Origin of the sequence: Pseudoalteromonas sp. N1230-9 (genome assembly GCF_032716425.1) — a bacterium.
In the GTDB taxonomy this organism is placed as follows: Bacteria; Pseudomonadota; Gammaproteobacteria; order Enterobacterales; family Alteromonadaceae; genus Pseudoalteromonas.
In genome coordinates this window covers 603,660-627,887 of the sequence record NZ_CP090420.1, presented here as the reverse complement: position 1 = coordinate 627,887, position 24,228 = coordinate 603,660, and the positions used below count along the sequence as shown (strand labels likewise).

Annotated in this window: 18 protein-coding genes; 10 read left to right on the top strand and 8 right to left on the bottom strand. The window is 40.9% G+C overall.

The genetic code is table 11. The features are described 5' to 3' along the window. Positions 1 to 83: 83 nt before the first annotated feature. Positions 84 to 317 carry a helix-hairpin-helix domain-containing protein gene (locus LY624_RS20100; protein ID WP_341804476.1) on the top strand — a complete coding sequence of 78 codons (234 nt, stop codon included), beginning with the start codon at positions 84 to 86 and terminating at the stop codon, positions 315 to 317. Here LY624_RS20100 and LY624_RS20095 read toward each other — a convergent pair. Both LY624_RS20095 and LY624_RS20090 read right to left on the bottom strand, forming a co-directional pair. Beyond that, positions 314 to 1,156, bottom strand: a complete 843-nt coding sequence (locus LY624_RS20095) for an SMP-30/gluconolactonase/LRE family protein (protein WP_341804474.1) — start codon at positions 1,154 to 1,156, stop codon at positions 314 to 316. The genes LY624_RS20100 and LY624_RS20095 overlap by 4 nt on opposite strands. 10 nt (positions 1,157 to 1,166) lie before the next feature. After that, the gene (locus LY624_RS20090; protein ID WP_341804473.1) at positions 1,167 to 1,586 is read right to left on the bottom strand and encodes a hypothetical protein; all 420 of its coding nucleotides are present in this window, start codon (positions 1,584 to 1,586) and stop codon (positions 1,167 to 1,169) included. 186 nt (positions 1,587 to 1,772) lie between these two features. Here LY624_RS20090 and LY624_RS20085 point away from each other — a divergent pair, with 186 nt between their 5' ends. Together LY624_RS20085 and LY624_RS20080 are read left to right on the top strand one after the other, a co-directional pair. Then, complete coding sequence (locus LY624_RS20085) at positions 1,773 to 2,804, top strand: NADP-dependent oxidoreductase (RefSeq protein ID WP_341804472.1); 1,032 nt, start codon at positions 1,773 to 1,775, stop codon at positions 2,802 to 2,804. Between the two features lie 58 nt (positions 2,805 to 2,862). Continuing rightward, complete coding sequence (locus LY624_RS20080) at positions 2,863 to 3,483, top strand: glutathione S-transferase family protein (protein WP_341804471.1); 621 nt, start codon at positions 2,863 to 2,865, stop codon at positions 3,481 to 3,483. Positions 3,484 to 3,523: 40 nt separating this feature from the next. Here LY624_RS20080 and LY624_RS20075 read toward each other — a convergent pair whose 3' ends face one another. Continuing rightward, positions 3,524 to 4,192, bottom strand: coding sequence for a response regulator (locus LY624_RS20075; protein ID WP_135926753.1), 669 nt, complete (start codon positions 4,190 to 4,192; stop codon positions 3,524 to 3,526). Next, the gene (locus tag LY624_RS20070) at positions 4,185 to 5,489 is read right to left on the bottom strand and encodes a DUF4118 domain-containing protein (RefSeq protein WP_341804470.1); all 1,305 of its coding nucleotides are present in this window, start codon (positions 5,487 to 5,489) and stop codon (positions 4,185 to 4,187) included. Before LY624_RS20070 ends, LY624_RS20075 begins: the two co-directional genes overlap by 8 nt. A gap of 177 nt (positions 5,490 to 5,666) precedes the next feature. Between LY624_RS20070 and LY624_RS20065 the strand changes: the two genes are divergently transcribed. Together LY624_RS20065 and LY624_RS20060 are read left to right on the top strand one after the other, a co-directional pair. Next, positions 5,667 to 6,326: a potassium channel family protein gene (locus LY624_RS20065; protein WP_130151919.1), complete on the top strand. Its 660-nt coding sequence runs from the start codon at positions 5,667 to 5,669 to the stop codon at positions 6,324 to 6,326. Continuing rightward, positions 6,323 to 7,690: a TrkH family potassium uptake protein gene (locus LY624_RS20060; RefSeq protein ID WP_130151920.1), complete on the top strand. Its 1,368-nt coding sequence runs from the start codon at positions 6,323 to 6,325 to the stop codon at positions 7,688 to 7,690. The genes LY624_RS20065 and LY624_RS20060 overlap by 4 nt, the downstream gene beginning before the upstream one ends. Positions 7,691 to 7,741: 51 nt before the next feature. Here the strand turns inward: LY624_RS20060 and LY624_RS20055 are convergent, their stop codons facing one another. Next, on the bottom strand, positions 7,742 to 9,676 hold the full coding sequence (locus LY624_RS20055) for a RecQ family ATP-dependent DNA helicase (RefSeq protein ID WP_341804469.1): 1,935 nt from the start codon (positions 9,674 to 9,676) through the stop codon (positions 7,742 to 7,744). A 259-nt stretch (positions 9,677 to 9,935) separates the two neighbouring features. On the opposite strand from LY624_RS20055, the gene LY624_RS20050 reads away from it, so the two are divergent. Next, positions 9,936 to 11,240 (top strand): NAD(P)/FAD-dependent oxidoreductase, encoded by a 1,305-nt coding sequence (locus tag LY624_RS20050; RefSeq protein WP_341804468.1) that lies wholly within the window; start codon positions 9,936 to 9,938, stop codon positions 11,238 to 11,240. A gap of 88 nt (positions 11,241 to 11,328) precedes the next feature. Beyond that, positions 11,329 to 11,901, top strand: coding sequence for a manganese efflux pump MntP (locus LY624_RS20045; protein ID WP_341804467.1), 573 nt, complete (start codon positions 11,329 to 11,331; stop codon positions 11,899 to 11,901). Here the strand turns inward: LY624_RS20045 and LY624_RS20040 are convergent. Next, entirely contained in the window at positions 11,898 to 14,369 is a 2,472-nt protein-coding gene (locus LY624_RS20040) for an EAL domain-containing protein (RefSeq protein ID WP_341804466.1), read from the bottom strand. The genes LY624_RS20045 and LY624_RS20040 overlap by 4 nt on opposite strands. 131 nt (positions 14,370 to 14,500) lie before the next feature. Here LY624_RS20040 and LY624_RS20035 point away from each other — a divergent pair, with 131 nt between their 5' ends. The 3 genes from LY624_RS20035 (at position 14,501) to LY624_RS20025 (ending at position 20,644) form a co-directional block, all read left to right on the top strand. Beyond that, complete coding sequence (locus LY624_RS20035) at positions 14,501 to 15,442, top strand: GGDEF domain-containing response regulator (RefSeq protein WP_341804465.1); 942 nt, start codon at positions 14,501 to 14,503, stop codon at positions 15,440 to 15,442. A 48-nt stretch (positions 15,443 to 15,490) separates the two neighbouring features. Then, positions 15,491 to 19,015, top strand: a complete 3,525-nt coding sequence (locus tag LY624_RS20030) for an ATP-binding protein (protein WP_341804464.1) — start codon at positions 15,491 to 15,493, stop codon at positions 19,013 to 19,015. 123 nt (positions 19,016 to 19,138) lie between these two features. Further along, positions 19,139 to 20,644 (top strand): phospholipase effector Tle1 domain-containing protein, encoded by a 1,506-nt coding sequence (locus LY624_RS20025; protein WP_130151927.1) that lies wholly within the window; start codon positions 19,139 to 19,141, stop codon positions 20,642 to 20,644. Here LY624_RS20025 and LY624_RS20020 read toward each other — a convergent pair. Both LY624_RS20020 and LY624_RS20015 read right to left on the bottom strand, forming a co-directional pair. Then, entirely contained in the window at positions 20,628 to 21,395 is a 768-nt protein-coding gene (locus LY624_RS20020; RefSeq protein WP_130151928.1) for a substrate-binding periplasmic protein, read from the bottom strand. The two genes, LY624_RS20025 and LY624_RS20020, sit on opposite strands and share 17 nt — an antisense overlap. 161 nt (positions 21,396 to 21,556) lie before the next feature. Continuing rightward, on the bottom strand, positions 21,557 to 24,187 hold the full coding sequence (locus LY624_RS20015; RefSeq protein WP_341804463.1) for a glycosyl hydrolase family 18 protein: 2,631 nt from the start codon (positions 24,185 to 24,187) through the stop codon (positions 21,557 to 21,559). Between the last annotated feature and the right edge of the window lie 41 nt (positions 24,188 to 24,228).

Here is a 24,228-nt window from a genome sequence, read left to right as displayed (position 1 = left end):
GCGCTTTTTTTCGCCGACTTATTTTAAAGCAAAGATGACTATGGCAAAGTACCTAAAAAAGTAAATTTATAGCGAGAAACATCATGCCATTTAACGATAAAGAACGAGATGCTTTATTAGCACTCAAAGGTGTTGGGCCAACGGTTGTAACACGGTTTGAAGAAATTGGTATTGAATCGTTTGAGGAGTTAGCAGGGTTTGATGCAAACACAATTGCTGAGCGAGTCGCATCGATGTTGCATTCAACGTGTTGGAAAAATAGCCCGCAAGCGAAAGCGGCAATAACAGCCGCTATTACGCGAGCAAAGCAAGGCTAAAGTTCTATCACTTCGATAGCGCCACGTTTTTGCATAGTCACATACATTTTAGTTTGTGACTCATTAAATGTTAGATTAGTTGGGTGTTGACCTTTTAGTTTATAAGTTTTTAACACCTTGCCTTTAGGTGATACTTTAAGCACTTTTCCAGCGCCATAACGAGTAATGAAAATTTGACCTTCACTGTTTACTCGCATGCCATCAAGGCCATGGTCGTCAAAACGTATCAGTTCTTGTTTGTTACTGATGTTTAGCTCATCGTCAAGATCATACTGCCAAACCACACGCTGCACACTTTCATTTACGTAAAGTTTAGTATTGTCACCGTTCACAGCCACTCCATTGGTTGTACCCATATTTTTTTCAAGAAGTTCAGTGCTGCCATCAGTATTAATACGCCACAACTGGCCTGTACTTTTTGACCAGTTCGGATCACTCGCAAACAGTGCCCCACTTTTAGTGATACTAATATCATTTGGCTGATTCATTTTAGCGTTATGTGCAAACACTTCGACTTGATGAGTATTAGCAGGTACTTTTAAAATATTATGATTTACATAATCAGCAATATAGAGGTTACCTTGTTCATCAAATTGCAAGCCATTACCAACGCTGTCATTTGGTAAACGCACAAATAATGATGACTTACCCATGTTATCAACACGTCCAATGGTCCCCTGCTCAGCATAATTCACTGCATATAAGGTATCGTTGTACATGGTTGGTCCTTCAACACCTTGAGTGAACACGTTATCTTTCACAAAGTCTTGGCTATCAATTGCCAATGCAAGCGGCGTACATAAAAAGCTAGTCACAGCAATAAGTGCGTGAAGTCTCATAATCGTCCTTTTAATTATCTAAACTGGTGTATACAGCTAAAATTGGATATTCATTTTCACCAAAAGACAGCGTTAACGAACGTTTTTCTCCGTTATCAAGCTTAACACCGCCACTGAAAGAGGATGGGTGTATTCTTGAGCCATCAGCAAACAAAGCCATAATATGATCAGCTTGTAAAATACGCGAGCCTGACGCTTTATTCTCAACTGTGACAACCGCTAAACGCCTGCCACTTTCACTGCTCATCAACACGCTATGAACAATGCTGAATTCACTTTCTTTTGGGTATCGCCTTGCATCATTTTCAAACGCAAATGCACTTCCTGCTGGCAAAGTAGGATCAACCGACAAAGTCCCTGAATTCGCTTGTGCATTGGTTACAGTAAGCCCCATAACAAGCGCCATTATTATTAAAGAAATACCTTTCATATCAATCCTTTTTGATCAGCTGAATATTTTTTCAGCATACACCGTAATAATACGTGGTGCAAAATGGATTGTTGCTTAACTGCAATTAACCTTCTCTGCTTGGTAACAATTTAATCATTGATTTCTATTGGCGCGCCCGCACCTCTTTATTACACAGAATTAAAAGCTAAGTCATAGGAGCTAAGCATGTCTGATCTTCAAAACCGTCAATATATTCTCGAGTCACGCCCAAATGGCCCTGCAACGAAAAGTAACGTTGCGTTAAAGACAAACTCAGTATCATCACCTAAAGAGGGTGAAGTATTGTTAAGAACGATTTATTTATCTCTTGACCCTTATATGCGAGGCCGCATGAGCGATGCGGAGTCTTATGCAGATCCTGTTGAAATTGGCGATGTAATGGTTGGTGCAACCATCTGTCAGGTTGAGCAATCAGCGCATCCCGATTATAAAGTCGGTGAATGGGTATTGGCTTACACAGGCTGGCAAGAATATGCGATTAGTAATACTGAAGGGCTAATGAAACTAGGTGAAAACCCAGACACCCCTTCTTACGCGCTCGGAATTTTAGGCATGCCAGGGTTTACCGCCTATATGGGATTACTGGATATTGGTGAACCAAAAGCGGGGGAAACGGTCGTTGTGGCAGCAGCAACGGGGCCAGTTGGTGCAACTGTAGGTCAAATCGCAAAAATTAAAGGCTGTAAGGTTGTCGGTGTAGCAGGCGGTAAGGAAAAATGCCAACACGCTGTAGAACACTTAGGCTTTGACGCATGTATTGATCATAAAGCTGACGATTTCGATGAGCAACTAAAAGCCGCTTGTGACCAAGGCATTGATGTTTATTATGAAAATGTCGGTGGTCATGTTCTTGATGCAGTGCTGCCTTTACTCAATACAAAAGCGCGTGTGCCCTTGTGTGGTTTAGTATCACAGTACAATGCAACTGAATTACCACCCGGGCCTGATCGTTTATCGATGCTGATGGGCTTGATTTTAAGAAAACGTATTAAGGTACAAGGTTTTATTATTTTTGATGATTACGGGGATCGCTATGACGAGTTTGCAAAAGACATGCAGCAATGGCTAAAAGAAGGGAAAGTTAAATACAAAGAACACCTAGAAGCTGATTTTGAAAATACACTTGATGCCTTTAACGCTATGTTAAACGGTGAAAACTTCGGTAAAACGGTTGTTCAAGTACAAAAGCCACTGTAATACTGATCCATTCAAATTATGTGGGCGTAGTAAAACCACGCCCACAAAAGGATAACTTATGATTAAACTCCATCATTTAAATAAATCACGTTCAAAGCGTATTATTTGGCTTTTAGAAGAGCTAGGCATTGACTACGACCTTGTTGCTTATCAGCGCAACCCCGAAACGTTTTTAGCTCCTGATGACCTAAAAGAAATTCACCCACTAGGCAAAGCTCCCGTAATTGAAGATAATGGCAAAATTATTACCGAATCAGGTGCCATTACCGATTATTTAATAACAACATATGGTAAAGGCAAATACATGCCAGAACCACAATCTGATAGCTATGTTAGTTACCAGCAATGGCTTCACTTTGCCGAAAGCTCTGCAATGGTGCCTTTTTTATTAAAGCTCTTTATTACAAAAGATGGTTGTAAAACTAACTTTATAGGTGACTATGCTGATAATGAAATTGGTAAAATACTGAGCTATGTGAATCAACAACTAAAAGGTAAACAGTATTTAGTTGATGATACATTGACTGGGGCTGATTTTATGATGTCGTTTGTTATTGAAAAGGTCGCTGAAGCTGGCATGTTGTCACACTTTGCTGAAATAGAGCGCTATTTTGAGCAACTTAAAACGCATGAAAGCTATCATACTGCTAATGAGTTGGAAGAAAAATACGGCAAGTGATATGGCTATGTCACGGATTGAACCCAAAAAGACTTAAGCCTTAATCAACCAACCGATAACCCACTGCGGGCTCAGTTAAGATATGCTTTGGGCTCGCTGCATTTTGCTCGAGCTTTTGCCGTAACTGACCAATGTGTACACGTACATATTCAGGACGATTAATATACTGCTCACCCCACACCTCAGATAAGATAGCGTTATGCGTTAGCACCTTGTCTTTTTGCTGAAATAACAACAGCAATATAGCGTACTCTTTTTTAGTTAGTTTAACTTCTTCAGCGCCTTTACGGACCACGTGCTTATGTGGGTCTATGTGAATATCGCCACATTGCAAAGTTAGACTTGGTGTTGTTTGAGTGCGCAGAAGCACCCGAATACGTGCTAATAATTCGTTTGCGCTAAATGGTTTGGTTAGGTAATCGTTAGCGCCATTATCAAGCGCGGTGACTTTTTCTGTTTCGCCATCCCGTGCAGAAAGTACTAATACAGGGAGCAGACTCCACTGCCTAAACTCCACCAGCCAATCTTGCCCATCCATATCGAGTAAGCCTAAATCAAGTAGCACTAAATCAAACTGCTGCTGGCTTAAAAGTGCAAACGCATCAAGCCCTTTGGCGCACACACTGACTTCATGATTGCTGGCTTTTAGCAGTGTTTTTAAAAAACTTTGCAGAGGCGGTGAGTCCTCTAAAACCAAAATATTAGCCACGGCTGTTACTCCAAATTAATTTAGCTGTTGCCTGCTTTGTCTGCTCATTGAGGGTTAATTCAAAGCGCCCTTGATGACATTTAGCAACTACATCGCAGATCACACTCCCTAAGCCAACTCCTTCATCTTGACTCGTCTCATGCTTACTAGCAAAAGGGTTGATTAACACTATTTGGTATTCAGTGTGTGTTTCAATAAATTGCATACTTGCTGTGCCATCACCATAGCGCGCTGCGTTCTCGAGCATATTGGCAAAGGCAATTTCAAGTAAGGTTTCATCACCAAAGCAGAGACTGTTTGGCTGAGCCTCAATGCTCAATTTAAAGCATTGTAATTGCTGCTGGCGACGTGATTTTGCTTCGCTAACAAGAGTCGAAATAGGCAGTTTTTGCCATTTAATATTCTCAGCTAACTTATTAACTTTACTGAGCTCCATGACTTTATCAAAGTGCTGATTAAGAATTTTACTTTGCTCATAAATATTAGCTGCTTGCTCTTTGATAACCTCAGAGCTTAATTGAATATCATCATCAGCCAACATGCTTGATGCACCCATAATGGTTGCTAATGGCGTACGTAAGTCATGGGATAAACTGCGCAATAAAGTGTTTTTTGACCTCTCAAGCTCCGCCTGCACTTTTATCGCCGCGGATTGCTCACGCAGTAAGGTTTTCTCTTGAACCTGATACAGTAAAGAGCATGCTGTATTCGCCAAAGCAAGTTGCTCAGCATTCAATGTTTTAGCAAATGCAATACCGCCAAATTCAGCTTGTTGTTCGTTTAAATAAATAAACTGCCCAGAGCCCGTTAGCTGCCAGTTACACGCAACCTTTAAATGCGCAGCCATAGTTTTTAAAAACAGCTGCTTTTGTTCCTCAAGGCTATCGAGATCATTGAGCTTTTTAGCTAACTCATACAATAAGCGACTATTACTTGCATGAGCTTGTACATCGCGAACCTTGGTATTGAGCTCCCCAGCGAGGTGGCTTATCACTAAACCCACAATCAGCATCACCAAAAAGGTAACCACATATTCAATATTTTCGATATGAAAAGTAAAATACGGCACCACATAAAACCAGTCAGTGCAGGCAACACTCACTAAGGTGGTAAGCGCGGCCACACGACGATTACTTCGCACCGCAACCCAAGTCACCCACAGCAGCTGTAACATCACAATATCAGTGGTTGTAAACAGTTCTCGAAACGGAAAAATCGCGAGCACCACTACAAGTGGCATCAACACACTTAAAAATGCGGCTTTTAAATACTGTATTTTGAATACTGACTGCATCATCTTTTCACTTATTTTTTGTTCCTATTAGATTAAAGGGTTTTCAATTTTGTCACTATAAAGTTTTTATAAAGTTTTTTTCATTCAGCATAAAATCTTTATAAAGCTTCTGCCATGTCTAAAGACTTCTGTTTTTTTGCCATTAACATTTAGCGCGAACCCACAATAGCGAGAAAAACAATGGCTCAGTTTGCAGTAATCGGATTAGGACGTTTTGGCGTAACCGCCTGTTTAGAACTTTCAAAACAAGGGCACACGGTATGTGCCGCAGATATTAGCGAAAGCACCGTTAATCACTATGCCGACCAGCTCAGTTTTACGGTGGTAGTCGACGCCAGCGATGAAACACAATTAGCGCGGCTCGATTTACCCAGTTGCCAAGCCGTATTGGTGGCCATTGGCGAGAATATTGAAGCCAGTATTTTATGTGTATTGCACTTAAAAAACTTAGGCGTAAAGCAAATTTGGGTAAAGGCCTGTACCAAAAGCCATCATCAAATCCTAAGTAAACTGGGTGTTGAACGCATCATTCACCCAGAAGAAGAAATGGGCGTGAGAGTTGCACAAGCACTTAACTACCCAATGGTTAATCAATATTTCCCGCTTAACCAGTCCACGTTTATTGTTGAACTGGGCATAGATCTGCAGCTTTCAGGTCGCAAAATTGGCTGGCTGCTAAAAGAGCGCAATAGCGATATTAAACCGCTCACACTCCGCCGTGATGATTATTTCAATACTGAGCTGACTAATGACACCGAACTGCGCCACGGCGATAGTCTGGTGCTACTTGGCTCTAAAACTTATTTAACTAAACTAGCAAAACGGTTTCGTGCATTATGATTAACTGGCAAGCCAACGTTTATCCCAAACAATTTAGCGGTGTGAAGTGTCGCAAGCGACAAAAAATTAACCCGCCATTAGTGCTCACTATCGGCTTTATTGTACTAATCATGTTGGGTACGAGTTTACTTATGCTCCCTGTAGCCAGCACCCAACCGATTAGCTGGCTCGAAGCACTATTTACAGCAACCTCTGCGGTTACAGTTACAGGGCTGGTAGTAATAGATACGGGTACTGCACTGACAGTATTTGGACAAAGCGTGGTGATGCTGCTGATTCAAATTGGCGGCATTGGCTTTATGACTGTGGCAGTAATCTCAATATTAAGTTTAGGAAAAACCCTCGGTTTACAACAGCGCTTATTGGCCAGTCGCGCTTTTGACACCAACGATTTAACCTCGGTGATCAAGGTCGCTAAATACGTTTTAGTCTATTCATTAATTATTGAATCCGTAGCGTTCTGCTTATTATTTATCAGTTGGTTTGATGATTATGGTTTAGTAAAAAGTGCTTACCACAGTTTGTTTTATACGATTTCTGCATTTAATAATGCAGGCTTTGCCTTAAGTGGCGATAGCTTATCTGCGTTCAAAGGGGATGTGACCGTAAACTTAGTGATCACAGGCTTATTTATTATCGGTGGTTTAGGTTTCACGGTACTAATTGATATTTACAAACAAAAACGTTGGTCATCACTATCAACCAATACACGCCTAGTATTAATTGCGACTTTAGTGATCAACAGCACCGCTTTTTTACTCATCTTTTTATTTGAACACGCAAACCCTGCTACATTGGCACCACTTACAACTTCAGAGCAAATACTGACCGCATGGTTTCAAGCAGTAACACCTCGTACCGCAGGATTTAATACTTTACCGATCGATGCCTTAAGCCAAGATTCTACGCTACTAACCATGCTGCTTATGGTGATTGGCGGTGGCTCAGTCAGTACGGCGAGCGGCATAAAACTAGGCACCTTTGTGATCTTAATTTTAGCGATGCGCAGTTATTTAAAACAGCAAACAACAGTCACTGTTTTTAACCGCCAGTTGAGCGACAAGCTCGTGATCAAGGCATTAAGCGTCATGATACTGTACTTATTTATCGCCTTTATTAGCATTATGGTTATTGCCAAGCTTGAACAAGGCTCGTTACTGGATATCACCTTTGAGGCAATTTCGGCACTCAGTACCGTTGGTCTTTCACGGGGTATTACGGGTGATTTAAGCGCACCTAGTCAGCTCATTATCATACTGCTGATGTTGATAGGCCGAGTTGGCCCACTCACGTTTGCATATTGTTTTGCTCGCCAGCACAGCCAACCTTTGACCTACCCTACTACCAGTATTCAAATTGGCTAAGTGTACAGTTATGACACTTTTTAGCGTTAAAGCTGTACACCTAAAGCCCTGCTACAACTGCTGTAGCAGGGCTTTAATGTCACTGTATCGTTGCTGCTCGCAAAGGCCAAAACCTGATAGCTGCCTGACTTTATTACGGGTAAATAAAGGCACGCTCATGCCCGCTAAAAAACGGCACTGGGTGTCGATGCTGACATCACTAACCCCTTTATTTGCTAAGTGCTGTTTAAGCTCTGTAACTTTACTGGCAATCACATTTTGCTCAGGCATTTGATGCACTAATGAATAGCTAAGCTTTACTTGCTGGCCTCTACACACTGAACAATGGCCACATTGCTGGGGTGCATTCTGGTCATCAAAATAGCGAGCTAAGTTATAACTTAAGCAGCTATCAAGTTCAAAAAAGCGTACTAAAGTGGCGATACGTTTAATTTCGGCCTGTTCTTTTTCGATAAAATATTGGTGAAGTTGCGGTGCTAAATCAGCGTGGCTTATTACCGAATTATTCACCTCATACACTTGCGTAATACGTTTAGTTTCAAGGGCAATATGACCTTTTTCGGCCAAATAATCGAGCGCTGCAACCACACGTTTTCTATCAACTTGAGTGGCACGGGTTAACGCATCAAAATTAAGTGTGCCCCAAATTTTCTTAAATTCGGTGTGTTTGAATACCTGTTGTAAAAACGCTTGTCGATCAGCATCAAACTGGCTAAGTAGCTGGTTTTGATCCGTTAAAAACTTATATTTAAAATCGGCGTAATAGGCATATAAAGGCGTAATAGCCCCTTGCATTTCTAACTGCACTAGTAAGGTTTTTAACGCTAAAGCACGAATATTACTTTCGCTCGATAAGCTGTATTCTTGCATTTCCCACTGGTTGTTCGTTTGTACGTTACGAATGTTATTAATGACATACTCAATCCCACTTTGCTCTGGCGTGTCGGCATAAACAAAGTTCTCAACGGTATTTAAGCCATCTAAATTTGCCAGAGTAAAACAATTTGACGGCGCACCATCTCGCCCTGCACGGCCAATCTCTTGGCTATAATTTTCAATCGATTTTGGCAAATCATAGTGGATCACATAACGAATATCAGACTTATCAACGCCCATCCCAAAAGCAATGGTTGCCACCACGATATTGATTTTACCCGCCATAAAATCATCTTGAATTTGCCAGCGTTTATCATCCTCAAGGCCAGCATGATAGGCCACCGCATGAAAGCCTGCTCCCCTCAAGCCTTCGGCTACTTGCTCGGCGGTATGTTGTAAGGTGACATAAACAATCCCAGCCCCTTGTTGGCTGGCTATAATACTTGCTAACTGCTGAGGTTTTTCTTGGCTTGCAACACTGAGCACTGATAAATCGAGGTTGCTTCGGTAAAAGCCAGTTTGCACTACACATTCTGGGGCAATAGCAAAACGCTCACACATATCACGCTTTACTTTTTTAGTCGCTGTAGCAGTGAGAAGTAATACCAGTGGAATATTAAGCTCTTCACGATAGCGCGGCAGTTTTAGGTAATCAGGCCTAAAGTTGTGACCCCATTCAGATATACAGTGCGCTTCATCAACCACCAGCATCGAGATAGGCACTTGTTTAATAAATTCACGAAAGCGCTCATTCTTAAAGCGCTCCACTGAGACCATTAAAATTTTCACCTTCCCCGCACGCACGTCGCTCATTACCGTATGACTTTGCTCACTGGTTTGGCTTGAATCTAGGCTTGCCGCATAGATGCCTTTACTGTTTAAAAAACTAATTTGATCTTTCATCAGCGCCAATAATGGCGACACGACTAAGGTCAAATTAGGTAAATGCATAGCTGTTAATTGATAACACAACGACTTTCCCGAGCCAGTTGGGAAGATAGCCAACGATGATTGCTGATTTAATAACTGCTCAATGGTTTGTTGCTGGCCTTGGCGAAATTCATCAAAGCCAAAGTACTGATTTAGCGATGCATGTAGTGACGTAGTCATCCTGATCCCTTCGTTCATTTCCTTTATTCTGAAATGATAGGTGTTTAAAAAACTGATATACCATACTAACGCGTTTCCTGTTATCGCCCAAGCATGTAAATAGGATAAAAAGCGCCACATTGTTCTTAACTTTTGCTGACAAAACAAGCAAAAAGGCGCACAATAGAGCCGTTGCCATGGGGTATTGATGGATGGATTTGCAATACCTAAGCGCTTTTTCGCAAGAGTGTTTAGGTATTATACTTTTGAGGGCAATGCAATGATTAACCAACCTCCTAAAATCGTGATAATCGGTGGTGGCGCTGGTGGCTTAGAGCTAGCAACACAATTAGGACACAAACTCGGGAAAAAACGCCAAGCAGAGATACTTTTAATCGATAAAAACCGCAGCCATATTTGGAAGCCGTTACTTCATGAAGTAGCGACGGGGTCGATTGATGCCGATTTAGACGGCGTTGTATACTCAGCTCATGCAGCAAAACATCATTATAATTTTCAACTCGGCAGCTTTTGCCACTTAGATCAAACCAATAAAACCATTACTTTAAGCGAATTAAAAGACGAGCTTGGCCACCGAATTTTACCCGAGCGCCAAGTCAGCTATGACTACCTCGTACTTGCCATAGGCAGTGTGAGTAACGACTTTAATACCCCAGGGGTCAACAAGCACTGTTTTTACCTTGATTCAAACCAACAAGCTGAACGCTTTCAGCATGCTCTACTCGATAACTTCACCCGTTTACATCAAGATGACGACCCTCTGCACTCCTTAACTATTGCCATAGTGGGTGGTGGTGCAACGGGGGTTGAACTGTCGGCAGAACTTTATCATGTATCAGACATGCTAAAAATGTATGGCCTTAATAAAATGACCGCCAAACGCTTACACATTGATTTAATTGAAGCGGGACCGCGAATTTTACCCGCTTTACCCGAGCGCATTGCAAACTCAGCTAAACGCGAGCTAGTTAAGTTAGGAGTAACAGTACGCGAAGGCACCCAAGTAAAAGAAGCCACAGAAAACAGCTTTATCACCAAAAACGATGAACATATCAACGCCGATATTATGGTTTGGGCTGCGGGTGTAAAAGCCCCTGATTTCATTAAAGACATTGGTATTTTTGAACTTACCCGCAATAACCAAATTAAGGTAAATCAATACCTGCAAAGTAGTGTTAACGACGACATTTTTGTGATTGGTGATTGCTGTGCATTTACCCAAGAAGATGGCTCACAGGTGCCACCAAGAGCACAATCAGCTCATCAAATGGCACAATGTGTTGAAAAAAACCTCATTGCCACACTTAAAAACCAGCCACTGAGTGCGTTTACCTACAGTGACCATGGCTCTTTAGTCAACTTGTCACGCTACAGCACGGTCGGTAGTTTAATGGGTAACTTAACCAGTAATAGCTTTTTCATTGAAGGAAAAATAGCGCGCTTTATGTATATTTCGCTCTACCGTATGCATCAACGTGCGATTCACGGCAGCGCTAAAACCTTTGCACTGTGGATCAGTGAAAAAGTTCTGCGGGTTGTAAGGCCGAAGATGAAGCTTCACTAAACCAAATAGGCACTATTGAGCTGTAAAATTAACCTATCGGTTTACGGCTCATAAGCGTATAATGCGCTCTTTTTGTGGGGCGCAAAAATTGAATATTATTACTCTGAGCGTTTTATCGCTTGCAATGTCGACTGATGCTTTTGCAGCTTCAATCACTAAAGGCAGTACACTTAAAAACCCGCGAATTCTCAGTGCAATTAAACTTGGGTTACTGTTTGGCTGTATTGAAGCTATCGCGCCGATTATTGGTTGGCTTATCGGTAGTGCCGGTGCTGACTACGTGGAAGCCTTTGATCACTGGATTGCATTTGTACTACTCGTTGGTCTTGGCGTTCACATGTTGCTTGAAAGCCGTAAAGAGGATGACGATGACGAAAAGGAACTTGCACCCAATACCAAGCGCTCTTTTATTGCAACATTACTAACGGCTGTTGGCACCAGCATAGACGCCATGACAGTCGGCATTAGCCTTGCCTTCATGAAAGTAAACATTTACTTAGCGGCAGCAATGATAGGTCTTGCGACGACCATCATGGTGACAATTGGCTCGCTACTTGGCAATGTAATGAGTGGCTGGGTTGGCAAAAAAGCCGAAGCCATTGGCGGTATGGCACTTATCTTGATTGGTTGTGGCATCCTTTATAGTCATACTTATGCTTAATTAAGTAACTCTTCAAAATCAGCCTTGGGCATAGGCTTGTAAAATAAGTAGCCTTGTCCAAGCTTGCACCCTAACTCTAATAAGCTAGTTAAGTGTTGCTTCTGTTCAATCCCTTCTGCGACTATTTGTAAGTTTAGTGAATGAGCCAAGCTTGAAATAGTTCTTACAATATCCATACTCTGGGTATCATTACACATATCTTTGACAAACGATTGATCTATCTTCAACACATCCACTGGGAACATTTTTAAATAGGACAGACTGGAATAACCTGTGCCGAAATCATCAATCGCAATTGTTAACCCAAGTGATGCTAAATCATTGAGCATTTTTTTCGTTTCTTCAAAATCATGCATTAAAGAACTTTCGGTTACCTCTAGCTCTAACAATTCGCTCGGTAACCCAGTGCTTTTAAGTATTTCTGAGACAATTCTGCAAAAGTTTTTATCTGTAAACTGTTTGGCAGCAATATTCACAGCCACTTTAATATTGTGTCCTCTATCAAACCACTCCTTAGCAGCTACACAACTTTGCTTTAGAACAGATTCTCCCAGTGTAAGTATCAACCCTGTCTCCTCCGCAAGTGGGATAAATTCGATAGGTGAAACAAGGTGGTTTTCTTGATCACGGATCCGAACCAAAGCCTCTACTCCAACAATTTGTTGAGTAGATAAAGCTAGTTTTGGTTGGTAAAAAACCTCAACCTTATCTTGCTCTATCGCAGTCCGTAAAAGCTTTTCAACTCTTTGTCGCTGTTTAAACTGATATTCTAAATCATCAGAGTAATAACAAAAACGGTTTCGTCCTTGCTCTTTTGCTCGGTACATAGCGGCATCAGCATGAGTCATCATTTCCTCCGCCGTGTTCGAATCAGTCGGGTTAATGCTGACCCCAACACTAACTGACAAGGTGTATGCTTGGTTATCCAACCGAAAAGGTTGGCTCATTGTGTCAATAATCTCTGATGCTATCGCATCAACAGCTGTTGTAGCTTTGACTTCTGGAATTAAAATAACGAACTCATCACCACCAATACGTGCCAGTGTCATACTTAAATCAATTAGAGACTCCAGTCGTTTTGCAACGTACTTAATAATTAAATCCCCTTGATGATGGCCAAGTGTGTCATTTAAATATTTAAAATGATCTATATCGATTAGGATTAAGGCAATTTGTTTTTGTTTACCACTTGCTACCTTACAAGCATGCAAAACCCTATCGTGGAGTAAAATACGATTTGGCAAGTCAGTCAGTAAGTCATGATTAGCTAAATGACTCATTTTTACAGCCATTGCGACTGACTCACTTACATCGTGAAAGACAATAATTCCGCCAATTATACGTCCGGCCTCGTCACGAATAGGAGCTGCGGAATCTTCTACTCGGTAAACTCTGCCATCCAAGTCTGTTAGTTGAGTATTTAATGCCATAGCAACTACTCGCTGCTCTCGTAAAGCAACGGTAATTGGGTTAACTGATTTTTGAGTGGTGGTTGCATCACAGAGGTTCATTACTTCGTCAATATGCCGCCCCTTAGCATCTTGAGCAACCCAACCTGTCAACCTTTCAGCAATAGGGTTCATAAAATGAATAATTGCGTTTTTATCCGTTGCAATGACAGCATCACCAATCGAGTTAAGCATCACCTTTAGGCGTTCTGATTCATTTGCCAATAGAGCTTTTGTTCGCTTTATAGAAGTAATATCCGTTAGCGTTAAAATAACGCCCATCACTTGATTAGCTTTTAACCTGAGATGAATATGCGCACGAACATACTCAATATTATTTCTAGGCTTTTCAAATTGAATATTGACCACTTCTTCATTAATACGCTGCTCCAAACAACGATGAAAAGCCTTGTATAAGTCCGATGGTAGGATATCTTTCGCCTGTTGCCCGAGCATCTTTTCACCGTCCATAGCAAACCAACGGCTTTGCCCATTATTATTAAATAAGTTTTCTTCTTGTAAAGACCAATACGAAATATAAACAGGAACCTGTGAGACAAGCGTAGAAATATCGTACTTAGCAGCACGAATTTGTGCTTCTTGTTGTTTTAGTTTTAAGTGGTTAATAACACGCAAGCGGCAAATTTTTATATCAACAGGCTTGTGGATGAGGTCAATTCCACCAATTTCATAACTTTGGCACTCAAATATCTTGTCATTGTAAGATGAAACAAAAATCACAGTGCAATACGCAGTTTTTGGATTGTTCTTCAGTCGCTTACAAACCTCAAAGCCATTCAAATTTGGCATTTCAATATCAAGTAAAATTACGTCAGGTTGCAGCTCAAATGCTTTTTCAATAGCATCAATTCCATTGTCACAGCATATGACGGTACCTAAATCACTCAATGCTTCAGTCATAATTAGCAAGCTGCTTGGTTCATCATCAACAACAAGAATCTTGCCCAGACTTTTTTCATGGGAAGAAAATAACAAAACTATCACCCCGTAAAAGTTCATAAAAAAATTCTAGTTCTAGCCTGTGAGTACTGCCAGAAAAAAGGTAAAAAATTTCATTCTTTAGTTGTATAAAATGCAAAAATACAGTCTATGCTTTAATCAATGTATTCAAAACTAATGCTTAGTAACCTTTGAACATAAACACTAATTTAAGCCTAGATGAAGCTGTCATATTAATTGTTGATGACGAACCAATTAACGCGACTGTCATTGAGAGTTTGTTATCACCCTATAAAACACAGATCGTTGACTGTGGCAAAAAAGTGTTATCAATGTGTGATAAGTTCAAGCCAGACCTAATTTTACTAGATGTCGTGCTAGGTGATATGAGCGGTCTTGAGGTGTGCAAAACTCTCAAGGCCCATCCACTTTATAGCCACATTCCAGTTATTTTTATTACTGCAATTTTAGATCAAGAAGATCAAAATAAGTGCTGGCAAGCTGGAGGGATCGACTTTGTCCCAAAACCAGTTTACGGCGCCACTTTACTAAACAGAGTAAAAGTCCATCTGACACTTAAAAAACAAACCGACTTACTAAAATGCCTCTCTCAACGAGATAGCCTAACGGGGCTCTATAACCGTCGCTACTTGCAAGAGGCTTTAAAACAAAACATTCGACTAGCAAAAAGAAATAACTCTGCACTATCGGTATTAATGATTGATATAGATTGGTTTAAGCAATACAACGACTTATTTGGTCATCAGCAAGGTGATTTATGTCTCAAACAAGTCGCAAACGAAATCCAAAATAGTCTAAATAGGCCAACTGATACCGTCATTCGTTATGGAGGGGAAGAGTTTTTATGTGTTCTGCCCGACACAGATATGCAAGGTGCAACGTTCATCACCAAAAAACTACTCTCTAATATCTGCAAGTTAAACATAGAACACCCAAAAGCTAGCGCTAAAATCATCTCAGTAAGTATTGGCTGTACTACACTCATAGATCATCATCTAGAGCTCAATTCGGATAGCCTTATCAGATGTGCCGACACAGCCTTATATCAAGCAAAAAACCAAGGGAGAAACCGCTGTGTATGCTTACCTGCAAAACCCTGCACCATCGCATAAGCTAAACACTTTGCCTTACGTATTTAATACCAAGAGGTAAACTAGAACATGGACTACTCAGTACTACATAAGACAGCAAAAGCAACATCAGAAGGTCGATATTTACTCCCTCTTGCAGTGCTTTTTATAGTTGCTATATTATGCTTCGCTATCTTCTTCTTTGAACTTCAGCTAAGCAAAAATATCGACAACTCAATAGAAGAGAAACTAAGAGAATCAAGCACTGCTATAAATAGCCAAGTCCAAGAGAACATCACCAAATACAAAAACGACTTACACTTTTTATACTCCACACCTCCAATTGCAGGCCTAGCAAGAGCAGCAGCTAACAGTGGTAATGATCCTCTTGATAAGACCACCGCTGAGCAATGGAAAAAAAGACTTGAGACTATTTTTGTAGCATTTTTAAAATCCAACTTAGAATATGAACAGCTAAGGATAATAAGCACTCAACAGACAGGACAAGAGTTGATTCGGGTAGATAGAGCTGCAGGCGGTATTGTCGTAAAAGCACAAAATCAACTACAAAACAAAAGAAGCCGTGATTACTATCAACAAAGCGCTGACCTTTCTCAAGGAGAGATGTACTTATCAACCATCACTCTTAATCGAGAGTACGGTAAGTTAGAATTTCCATACAAACCAATGCTGCGTATTGCATTACCTATTTTTAATGATGACATGGAGCGCTATGGGTTAATCATTGCAAATATAAACATAAAGCTCTTGTTTAACTCTTTAAATGCCATGGTTCAGCGGCCTAACTCTTTAATTTTAACTGACAGCAAAGGCTACTTTCTCATTCACCCAAATAGTGATTTAGAGTTTAGCCGAGATCTGATGCCAACAAAAAGGTGGAATACGGTTTACAAGTCAGAGCCAACAACACATACAAAGTTAATGAGCATCAGCGCTAATACGATAGGTGAAAAACCTAGTGAAGCACTCAGTAAACGCATTCCACTTACAGGTGATTTAGAAAATGGTTTCATTGATGCGCATCTGGTCATCTCCGATGATAATATAAGCAAAATGGAGCTAGAGCAGCGAACTGGAGCCTACCTTTTCCTCCTAGGTATTTCGATAACTTTAATCATCATATTAAGCTTTGTTAATCGCAATTTAAAACGTAATAGGGAGCTTGCTGAAGCACGAGCAGTATCATCGGCTATTATTAGCGGCTCAAAAGATGCCATTATAGGTGTGAATAACATCGGGTTAGTATCAAGCTGGAATAGAGCTGCCTCAGAGCTATTTGCTTTACAGCGTGAGCAAGTTATAGGGACGAATATAAACAAACTCACATTGCTCCCTAACATCGACATTCAAAAGCAATGTAATGAATTAAAAATCAATCGAAAACAACATACAATAGAGCTTGAATATCAACCTGAAAATAAGCCTCCTGTAAATCTAGCCCTCGCTTTTTCTGCCATAATTGATGATCATTACCAGCATAATGGAACCGCTATAATCATACGTGATATAACCGTAGAGAAGGTAGCAAACGACAAAATTAAACAAGCTAATAATGAGCTAGAAATAAAAGTTGCCAAGCGGACAGCAGATCTAGAAAAAGCGAGTAAAATTAAAAGTGCTTTCATTTCAAATATTAGCCATGAGATGCGTACTCCATTAAATGGCATCATTGGTACTTTGAACCTAATAAAACGTGAATCACTGACTAACCAGCAGCAACATTATTTAGAAATGACAGAAGTCAGTGTTAATAGTTTGAACGTGTTAATTAATGACATTCTCGATTTATCCAAAATTGAAGCCGGTAAACTCGACCTTGATCACAGAGCTTTCAACCCCATAAAACTTTTTGAAAGCTTAAGTGGAAGCCTAGCCATAAAAGCACAAGAAAAGAATCTAGAGTTCATTTTAGATATAACCGGCATCGAATATTGTTCAATAGTTACCGATCCTCACCGCTATTCTCAAGTACTGACAAACCTGATTAATAACGCAATTAAATTCACTAAAGCTGGATTTATTAAAGTAGTCGCGACTACCACACGCATTGACGATGAAATTATATCGCTCAGCTGTTCAATTCAAGATACGGGCATAGGGATTCCTCTGGAAAACCAAAACAAGTTATTTAATGCTTTTACACAAGCTGATAATAGCGTGGCAGCTCAATATGGCGGTACGGGGCTTGGTTTATCTATTTGTAAACAACTCGCAGTCCTGCTAAACGGGCAAATTAGCTTTGAGTCAAGTGAGGGGAAAGGAAGTACATTTAACTTCATTATTAATTTGAATAGTCACGAAGCGCAAAAACGTCAACCTCACCAGCGATTACAAAACAGAACCATTGCTTTATCAGTCAAACAACCAGAGCTTAAATCAAGCATTGAAAAACTAATAACTCAACATGGAGGGCAGCTGTCAGAGGTAACGATTGAAAATTTTGAACTAAATGAAGAGAAACCTTTCGATACCCTCATTTTAGAACCAGCTCATCCGTTATTTACTAAATTAGACAGTCTTTGTGAACATTTACCAGATTACTGTTTACCCTTTAAACTTGTGCTACTTGTCAATCCAACTGAGCCTGCACCTCAAACTAAATACAGCTCTTTCATCCGTATATCAAAACCAGTTCTAACCTCAGAGTTTTTGCTAAAACTAGTTGATGAGCGACTATTGCCCCCCTCTTTTCAACCAGAAGATAAACCAATGCGTCGTGAAACTGATTCACAAGTAAATATTGATCTTGATATTGCCGGTGCAAAGGCTCTTATTGTTGATGATAATGAAATAAATGCTGCCGTAGCAAAGGGCACGCTTGCAAATTTAGGTATTCAATTTGAAATAGCTTCCAATGGACAACAGGCTATTAACATTTTAGCTCAAACGGCTGAGGATGAGCCATTTCATTGTGTACTCATGGACTGCCAAATGCCCATTTTGAATGGTTACGAAGCAGCCGCACAAATTCGAAAAGGAAGTGCTGGTGAACACCATATTGACATCCCTATAATCGCAATGACAGCAAATGCAATGCTTGGTGAACGCAAAAAGTGCTTACATGCAGGTATGAATGACTATATAACCAAGCCCATAAGTGCCGACAAATTAATTACCACAACGGTAAAGTGGATTGCTTCTAATTACCCAAAAAACAACCTTAAGACCGAAACAAAAGCACCTTATGACTCAGTTGAGCTATCACATATAGAACAAACATCGCAGACAAAAAACGAAGAAAAGCTTCATTGGGATAAAGAGGCTGCCCTAAGCCGCTTAATGAATAATGAAGTGCTACTTAACAAAGTCAGTAAGATGTTTTTAGACAGCTCACAAATTAAGATAACCACCCTTACTCGTGCTATAAAAGATAAGGATTATCACGCTATAGCGACAACAAGCCACACATTAAAAGGTGCATGTGGTGATGTAGGCGCAGCAAAACTACATAAGCATTTCACCGAACTCGAAGTACTCGCTGCAAGCAAAGAGGATCATTTAAAAGATATTCAATTAAAACTGCTCGATATTGAAAGAGATTACAAGACTCTACTTGATATCTTACAGAAGCACACCGTAGCAAAGGTAAGCTAGCTTATCTAAATAAAAAACGGGTTTTGCATGCAAAACCCGTTTTTTATTGTTAGTAACATAATTTGTCTTCAAATTTTAACAAATGCCTTGTATGTTATGACAAACCACTAAAGGAATGACGCTATGACCCCTAAAACGCTGATTTTCAACTTTGATGGCACTGGCAGCGAACCCCGTGATGCAGAGCAATTTAGCGCAGCACATTTCAAAGAAGATGCCAGTATCTCTAACATACTTAAACTTCACTTATTATTTGGCGGCGCACTAAATAGTGAGCCAGAAACACCATTCCCTAATCAAATTAGTTTTTATTATCAAGGTATAGGCACACAAGGCAGTCGTTTTAAACGCCTTTTCAATCAAGCTTTAGCACCTAGAGGAGATGATGTTGCCAGTATCTTAAATCGCGCCATTAATGACTTTAAAAGCTATTACACTGTTGGCGATAAAGTACTGCTCACGGGGTTTAGTCGTGGCGCAGCGTTAGCACGGCGTTTTGCTAAATGCCTTGAGCCACTTATTAGTGATGATGTTTACTTATGTGTATTTGATACTGTTGCATCAATAGGGTTTTCTAAAGTTACAAAAGCAACCCGTGGCGCTGAGCATGTGATTTTTGAAAACTATACATTAGCGACAAATATTAAAGCCGCCCTTCATTGTGTTGCACTTGATGAAAAACGCAGAGCTTTTGAACCAACGCTTATTAATAAAGCGCCCCATGTTGAAGAAATTTGGTTTGCTGGTGCCCATTCCGATGTAGGCGGTGGTTACTATCGTGACGGTTTAGCCGACATTTGCCTACGATATGCAATTGAGTGGTTAATTGAACAAACAGTTGCACTAAACCTTTTAACCAGCGCAGACATCAACTACAACACGTTACTTCCACAAGAGCATCGAAACTTAATTGCACAAGACGATGTCACCGTTACGCCCGACCCACTAGCACTCAGTCATCAACAAAACTATTTTTGGTTCAATCCGTTATTCAAACTCGTTGATCGTGAATGTTGTGTACTTATTGAAAACGAACAAAGCGACCACCCGCCAACTATTCACCATACTGTCGCACATAGGATCAACCGCTTAACAAGCTATCGTCCTGAGTCACTTAAAAGCCTAACCTATAACGTACTTTATAACGATGGCAACCTGCTAAAATTTAAGGGGTTATGCCAACATATTGCGCTTGATAAGCAAAATATGACTGTGCTTAGTATTGGTCAAAGCAAGGATGTTTTAGTGTATGGTTCTGAAAAATACAATCACACGGGTGTTATGTTAGAGCAAGGTGGCACCTATCGTTTTACGCCTTACCCTGATCAAATTTGGTATGACGACGGTATTAGTTGCGGCCCAGGCGGCTGGCATCGCGATAATATACAACTGGGCGTGAAAGAAATTCCAATGGCATTACTCGAGCCATTTCGACGTTTAGCGCACGCACAATGGTTTGCACTCATTGGCGCAATTGATAACAACGATGAACACCTTTTCGAAATCGCAGAAGGTGCCGATATCCGTATAGCAAAATCAGGTGAGTTTTGCCCATTTGCAAACGATCTTGATCGCTTTTATGGGGCAAATGCTGGGCGTATAAAGCTGCGTGTTACTCGTCTTGGCTAAAGCTTTTAATATGCTCAGCTATCAAGCCTGTAATGGTTTGTTGGTGTGCAATGATGGTGTTGTTTATTCTAGTACGCTCAGACTCTGTTAAGGTTGTTTTGCTGAGCATAAACGACACCCAATTATCGTTAATAATATAATCATGAAGCTCAATTCCCTTTAAGTTAAGGGACTCTATAAGGTAAAGACCTGCAAGCTCGTCATCTATAAAAAAGTCGACTCTTTTTGCTAATAACATACCTAAACGTTGTTGCAATTTAGGTACCGCCATAATTTGATTTTTAAACATTTTGATTCGGCTAAGCGTTGTAAACTCTTCACCGTAGTAGCTACCACTATTAATTAAAATAACCTGACCTTTGAGTAATAATCCTTTTAGGCTAAGTGCCGCATACTCTTTTTTTGGATACCAAAATAATCGCATCACCTCTCTTCTATAAGGCTCTGAAAAGTAGCTAAATTGAGCACGCTCCTCACTAAAACTTGCAGCGGGAAGTAAGTCGACTTTACCTGAGCGCAGCTCAGCAAAGCCACGCTTTGAAGACGGGAGTAAAACAAATTGTGTGCAAAACCCAGATTTACTTAATACAAACTCAGTGATCTGGATATCAATACCAGAAAACGTTTTATCACGAATAAGCACATAAGGTGCCCATTGCTGAGATATTCCAACCTTTAACGTGCGTTCACAACCAAGCGCTTTTGTAAAAAGCAAAATCGAACAAAGCAGAATACACACTTTTAACTTCATCAATATACTTATCAGCAGCTATGGTTAATCATTATCAAAGTATGGTTGATAGTAAGTAAAAGGCCAAAATAAACGTCCAAGTATGAAAAAAGCAGCCTTACGGCTGCTTTAGAGGGAAATCACATTATCATGAAACGCATTCAAATGTGGCTAAAAAACACTTAAAGTGCTTTCCATACATCAGCACTGCCTGGCTCGTCTCCTTGAGTCCACCACTTCGCTTCGTATTGAGTACCTTGGTGAGTCACTTGGTCGCCGCTGTTATAAGTGCCTGCTGCTTGCCAAATTACACCACCATTTGCATCTGTAGGCTGTGAACTTGCTTCCCATACGCCACCTAGATCTGGACGATCACCTTGTGTCCACCATTTAGCAGTATATAAAACACCGTTATACATCACAGTATCACCACCCACATAAATGGCAGCTTCATCCCATGTTGTATTACCAGGAGGATTAGTCGTACCTGAGTCTGTCACTGTCACGTTGAAGCTGACTGATGTAACTGCTTGACCATCGCTTACCTCAACCGATACAGGGTAGGTTGTATCAGCAGTAACACTAGCTGCCTGCAAACTCACATTTGCACCAGAACCTACTAACGTCAGGCCTGCAGGTACAGTCCAATTATAAGTAAGGGCATCGTTATCTGCATCTGTTGCAGAAACTGAGACGGCTACGCTTGCCTCTTCTGCAACTGTTTTGTCAGTAATAGCTGAAACAACAGGCGCTGAGTTTCCACCTGTACCAGGCGCAACGACATTGACTGTCACGTTACGGCTTACACTTGCTTTGCCATCAGATACTGTCACTGTTGCAATATATCGCGTATCAACAGTGACCGATGGTGCTGTAATCGCAAGCGTATTTGAGTTTGATCCCGAAACTGTAAGTGCATTATCAGCAGTCCAGCTAAAGCTTAGAGGGTCGTTATCAGCATCTGTTGCTGATGCACTGACTGAGACAGTTTCACCCGCATTCACTGTAACTGAACCTGACACAGAGACAACAGGTGCATTGTTAGTCGGCTCAGTCACGGTACCACCTAAACCTTCATGCATTGCATTTAGGATATCACCGTTATCCGCATCAATTTCCCATGCAAATAAACCACCTAGGTTATGTTGGTTAACATAGTTACCTTTTGCGATAACTGATGCAGGGCTATCATATGTGATGAGTTTACCGGTAGAACGATTCCAAACATACGCGCCTTTTGCTTGTTCATCATAACCAACTTCAAAGCCGTTTATACCCGTACCCGATGCACCAATCATGTGTGCTTTAATGCCTTTATAATCGATTACACCATCTTCCCACACACCTTGTGCGTTACTGCCTTTTAATGGACCCGATCCTGTTGCAGTCATTGGATTACCATCAATGGTTGTGCCCGCAGGGTAAACACCTTCCCAACCACGGCCATACATTGCTGTACCAACAACAATTTTCTTCGATGGAACATTTTGCGCAAGCAGTAATTGAATTGCGTTATCGGTTGTGTAAGCAGGGCCTTTATAAGGAACACCACCAGCATCTACACCCGTACCATCACATTGGCCTGGGCGGAAATGCGTACCACAATAAAGTGCTGTTTGGTGACCTGTTACACCACTCCACGCACCATAGAAGTCATACGTCATGGCAAAGATATAATCCATGTACTGGCTCGCGGCTTGATAATCAACATCTTCAATTTTATCGTAGCCAGCACCAATTGCAGAAGTAAGCTCATATTGACGGCCAGTTTCAGCTTCTAGCTCATCAAGCATGATGCGAAGCTCTTGCATCAATGCAACATATGCAGGACCATCAGCGACAGGATCACCTAAATTAGGGTTTGCGCCGTCACCACCTGGGAATTCCCAGTCAATATCAACACCATCGTAGAATTTCCACGTTTTTAAGAACTCTTTCATCGAGGCGACGAAGGTGTCACGATTTGCCTTGTTAGTGAAATACGCGAATGGGTCTGATAACGTCCAACCACCCACTGATGGTAAGATTTTTAAATCAGGATAACGCTGTTTTAGCGCCATTAACTGTGAATATGTACCACGGATTGGATCATTAGCATCAACACCCGGAAGTGCTTTTTGAACAGCAGCCCATGGATCATGAATAACCACTTCAAAATCCTGCGAACCAGCACAAGCGGTATTTAACGCATTTTTAGGTCCACCGGTCAGTGAGTCATTCGGACCACAAATTGGAATAAAGCCATATAAAATGTGCGTTAAGTTTTGGGCAGGAATATTCGTTACATCGAAATCACGACCGTAAATGCCCCATTCAACAAAGTAAGCACCAGTGACTAATCCTTGCTTTGTACCAATATTTTTATTGTTTGGATCATAATCCATAGGCAATGGAGCTAAATGTGCGCCGTCGGTATCAGCAATAACAATTGGTTTGCCTTCACTGCGCGCACAAGTCGTGCCGCCTTCACAAAGCTCGACATACATAGTATGACGACCGGCTTTATTATAAGGGAAACTAATTACACCACTTTTAGTACCCGCTGCAAGCGTGCCTTCGTTTACCAGCATATTGTCAAAATACACTTTATAACTGTCGCCACCATCACCACTCCATGCATTCCACTGTACATTAATGGTCACTTGTTCAACACGATTCACAAGGCTTTTATATGATCCTGTCCCTTCTAAATTCACCTCAACAAATGAGTATTCTTGTGGCTCCCAATTAAGAACAGGGGTTGAAGGAACAGCACTTGCTGCACTTGCGAATAATGCAACACCAATGGCTGCGCTTAGTTGTTTTATATTCATGATTCTCTCTTTCTCTATTTTTATTAAGCTTTACGCTGTAT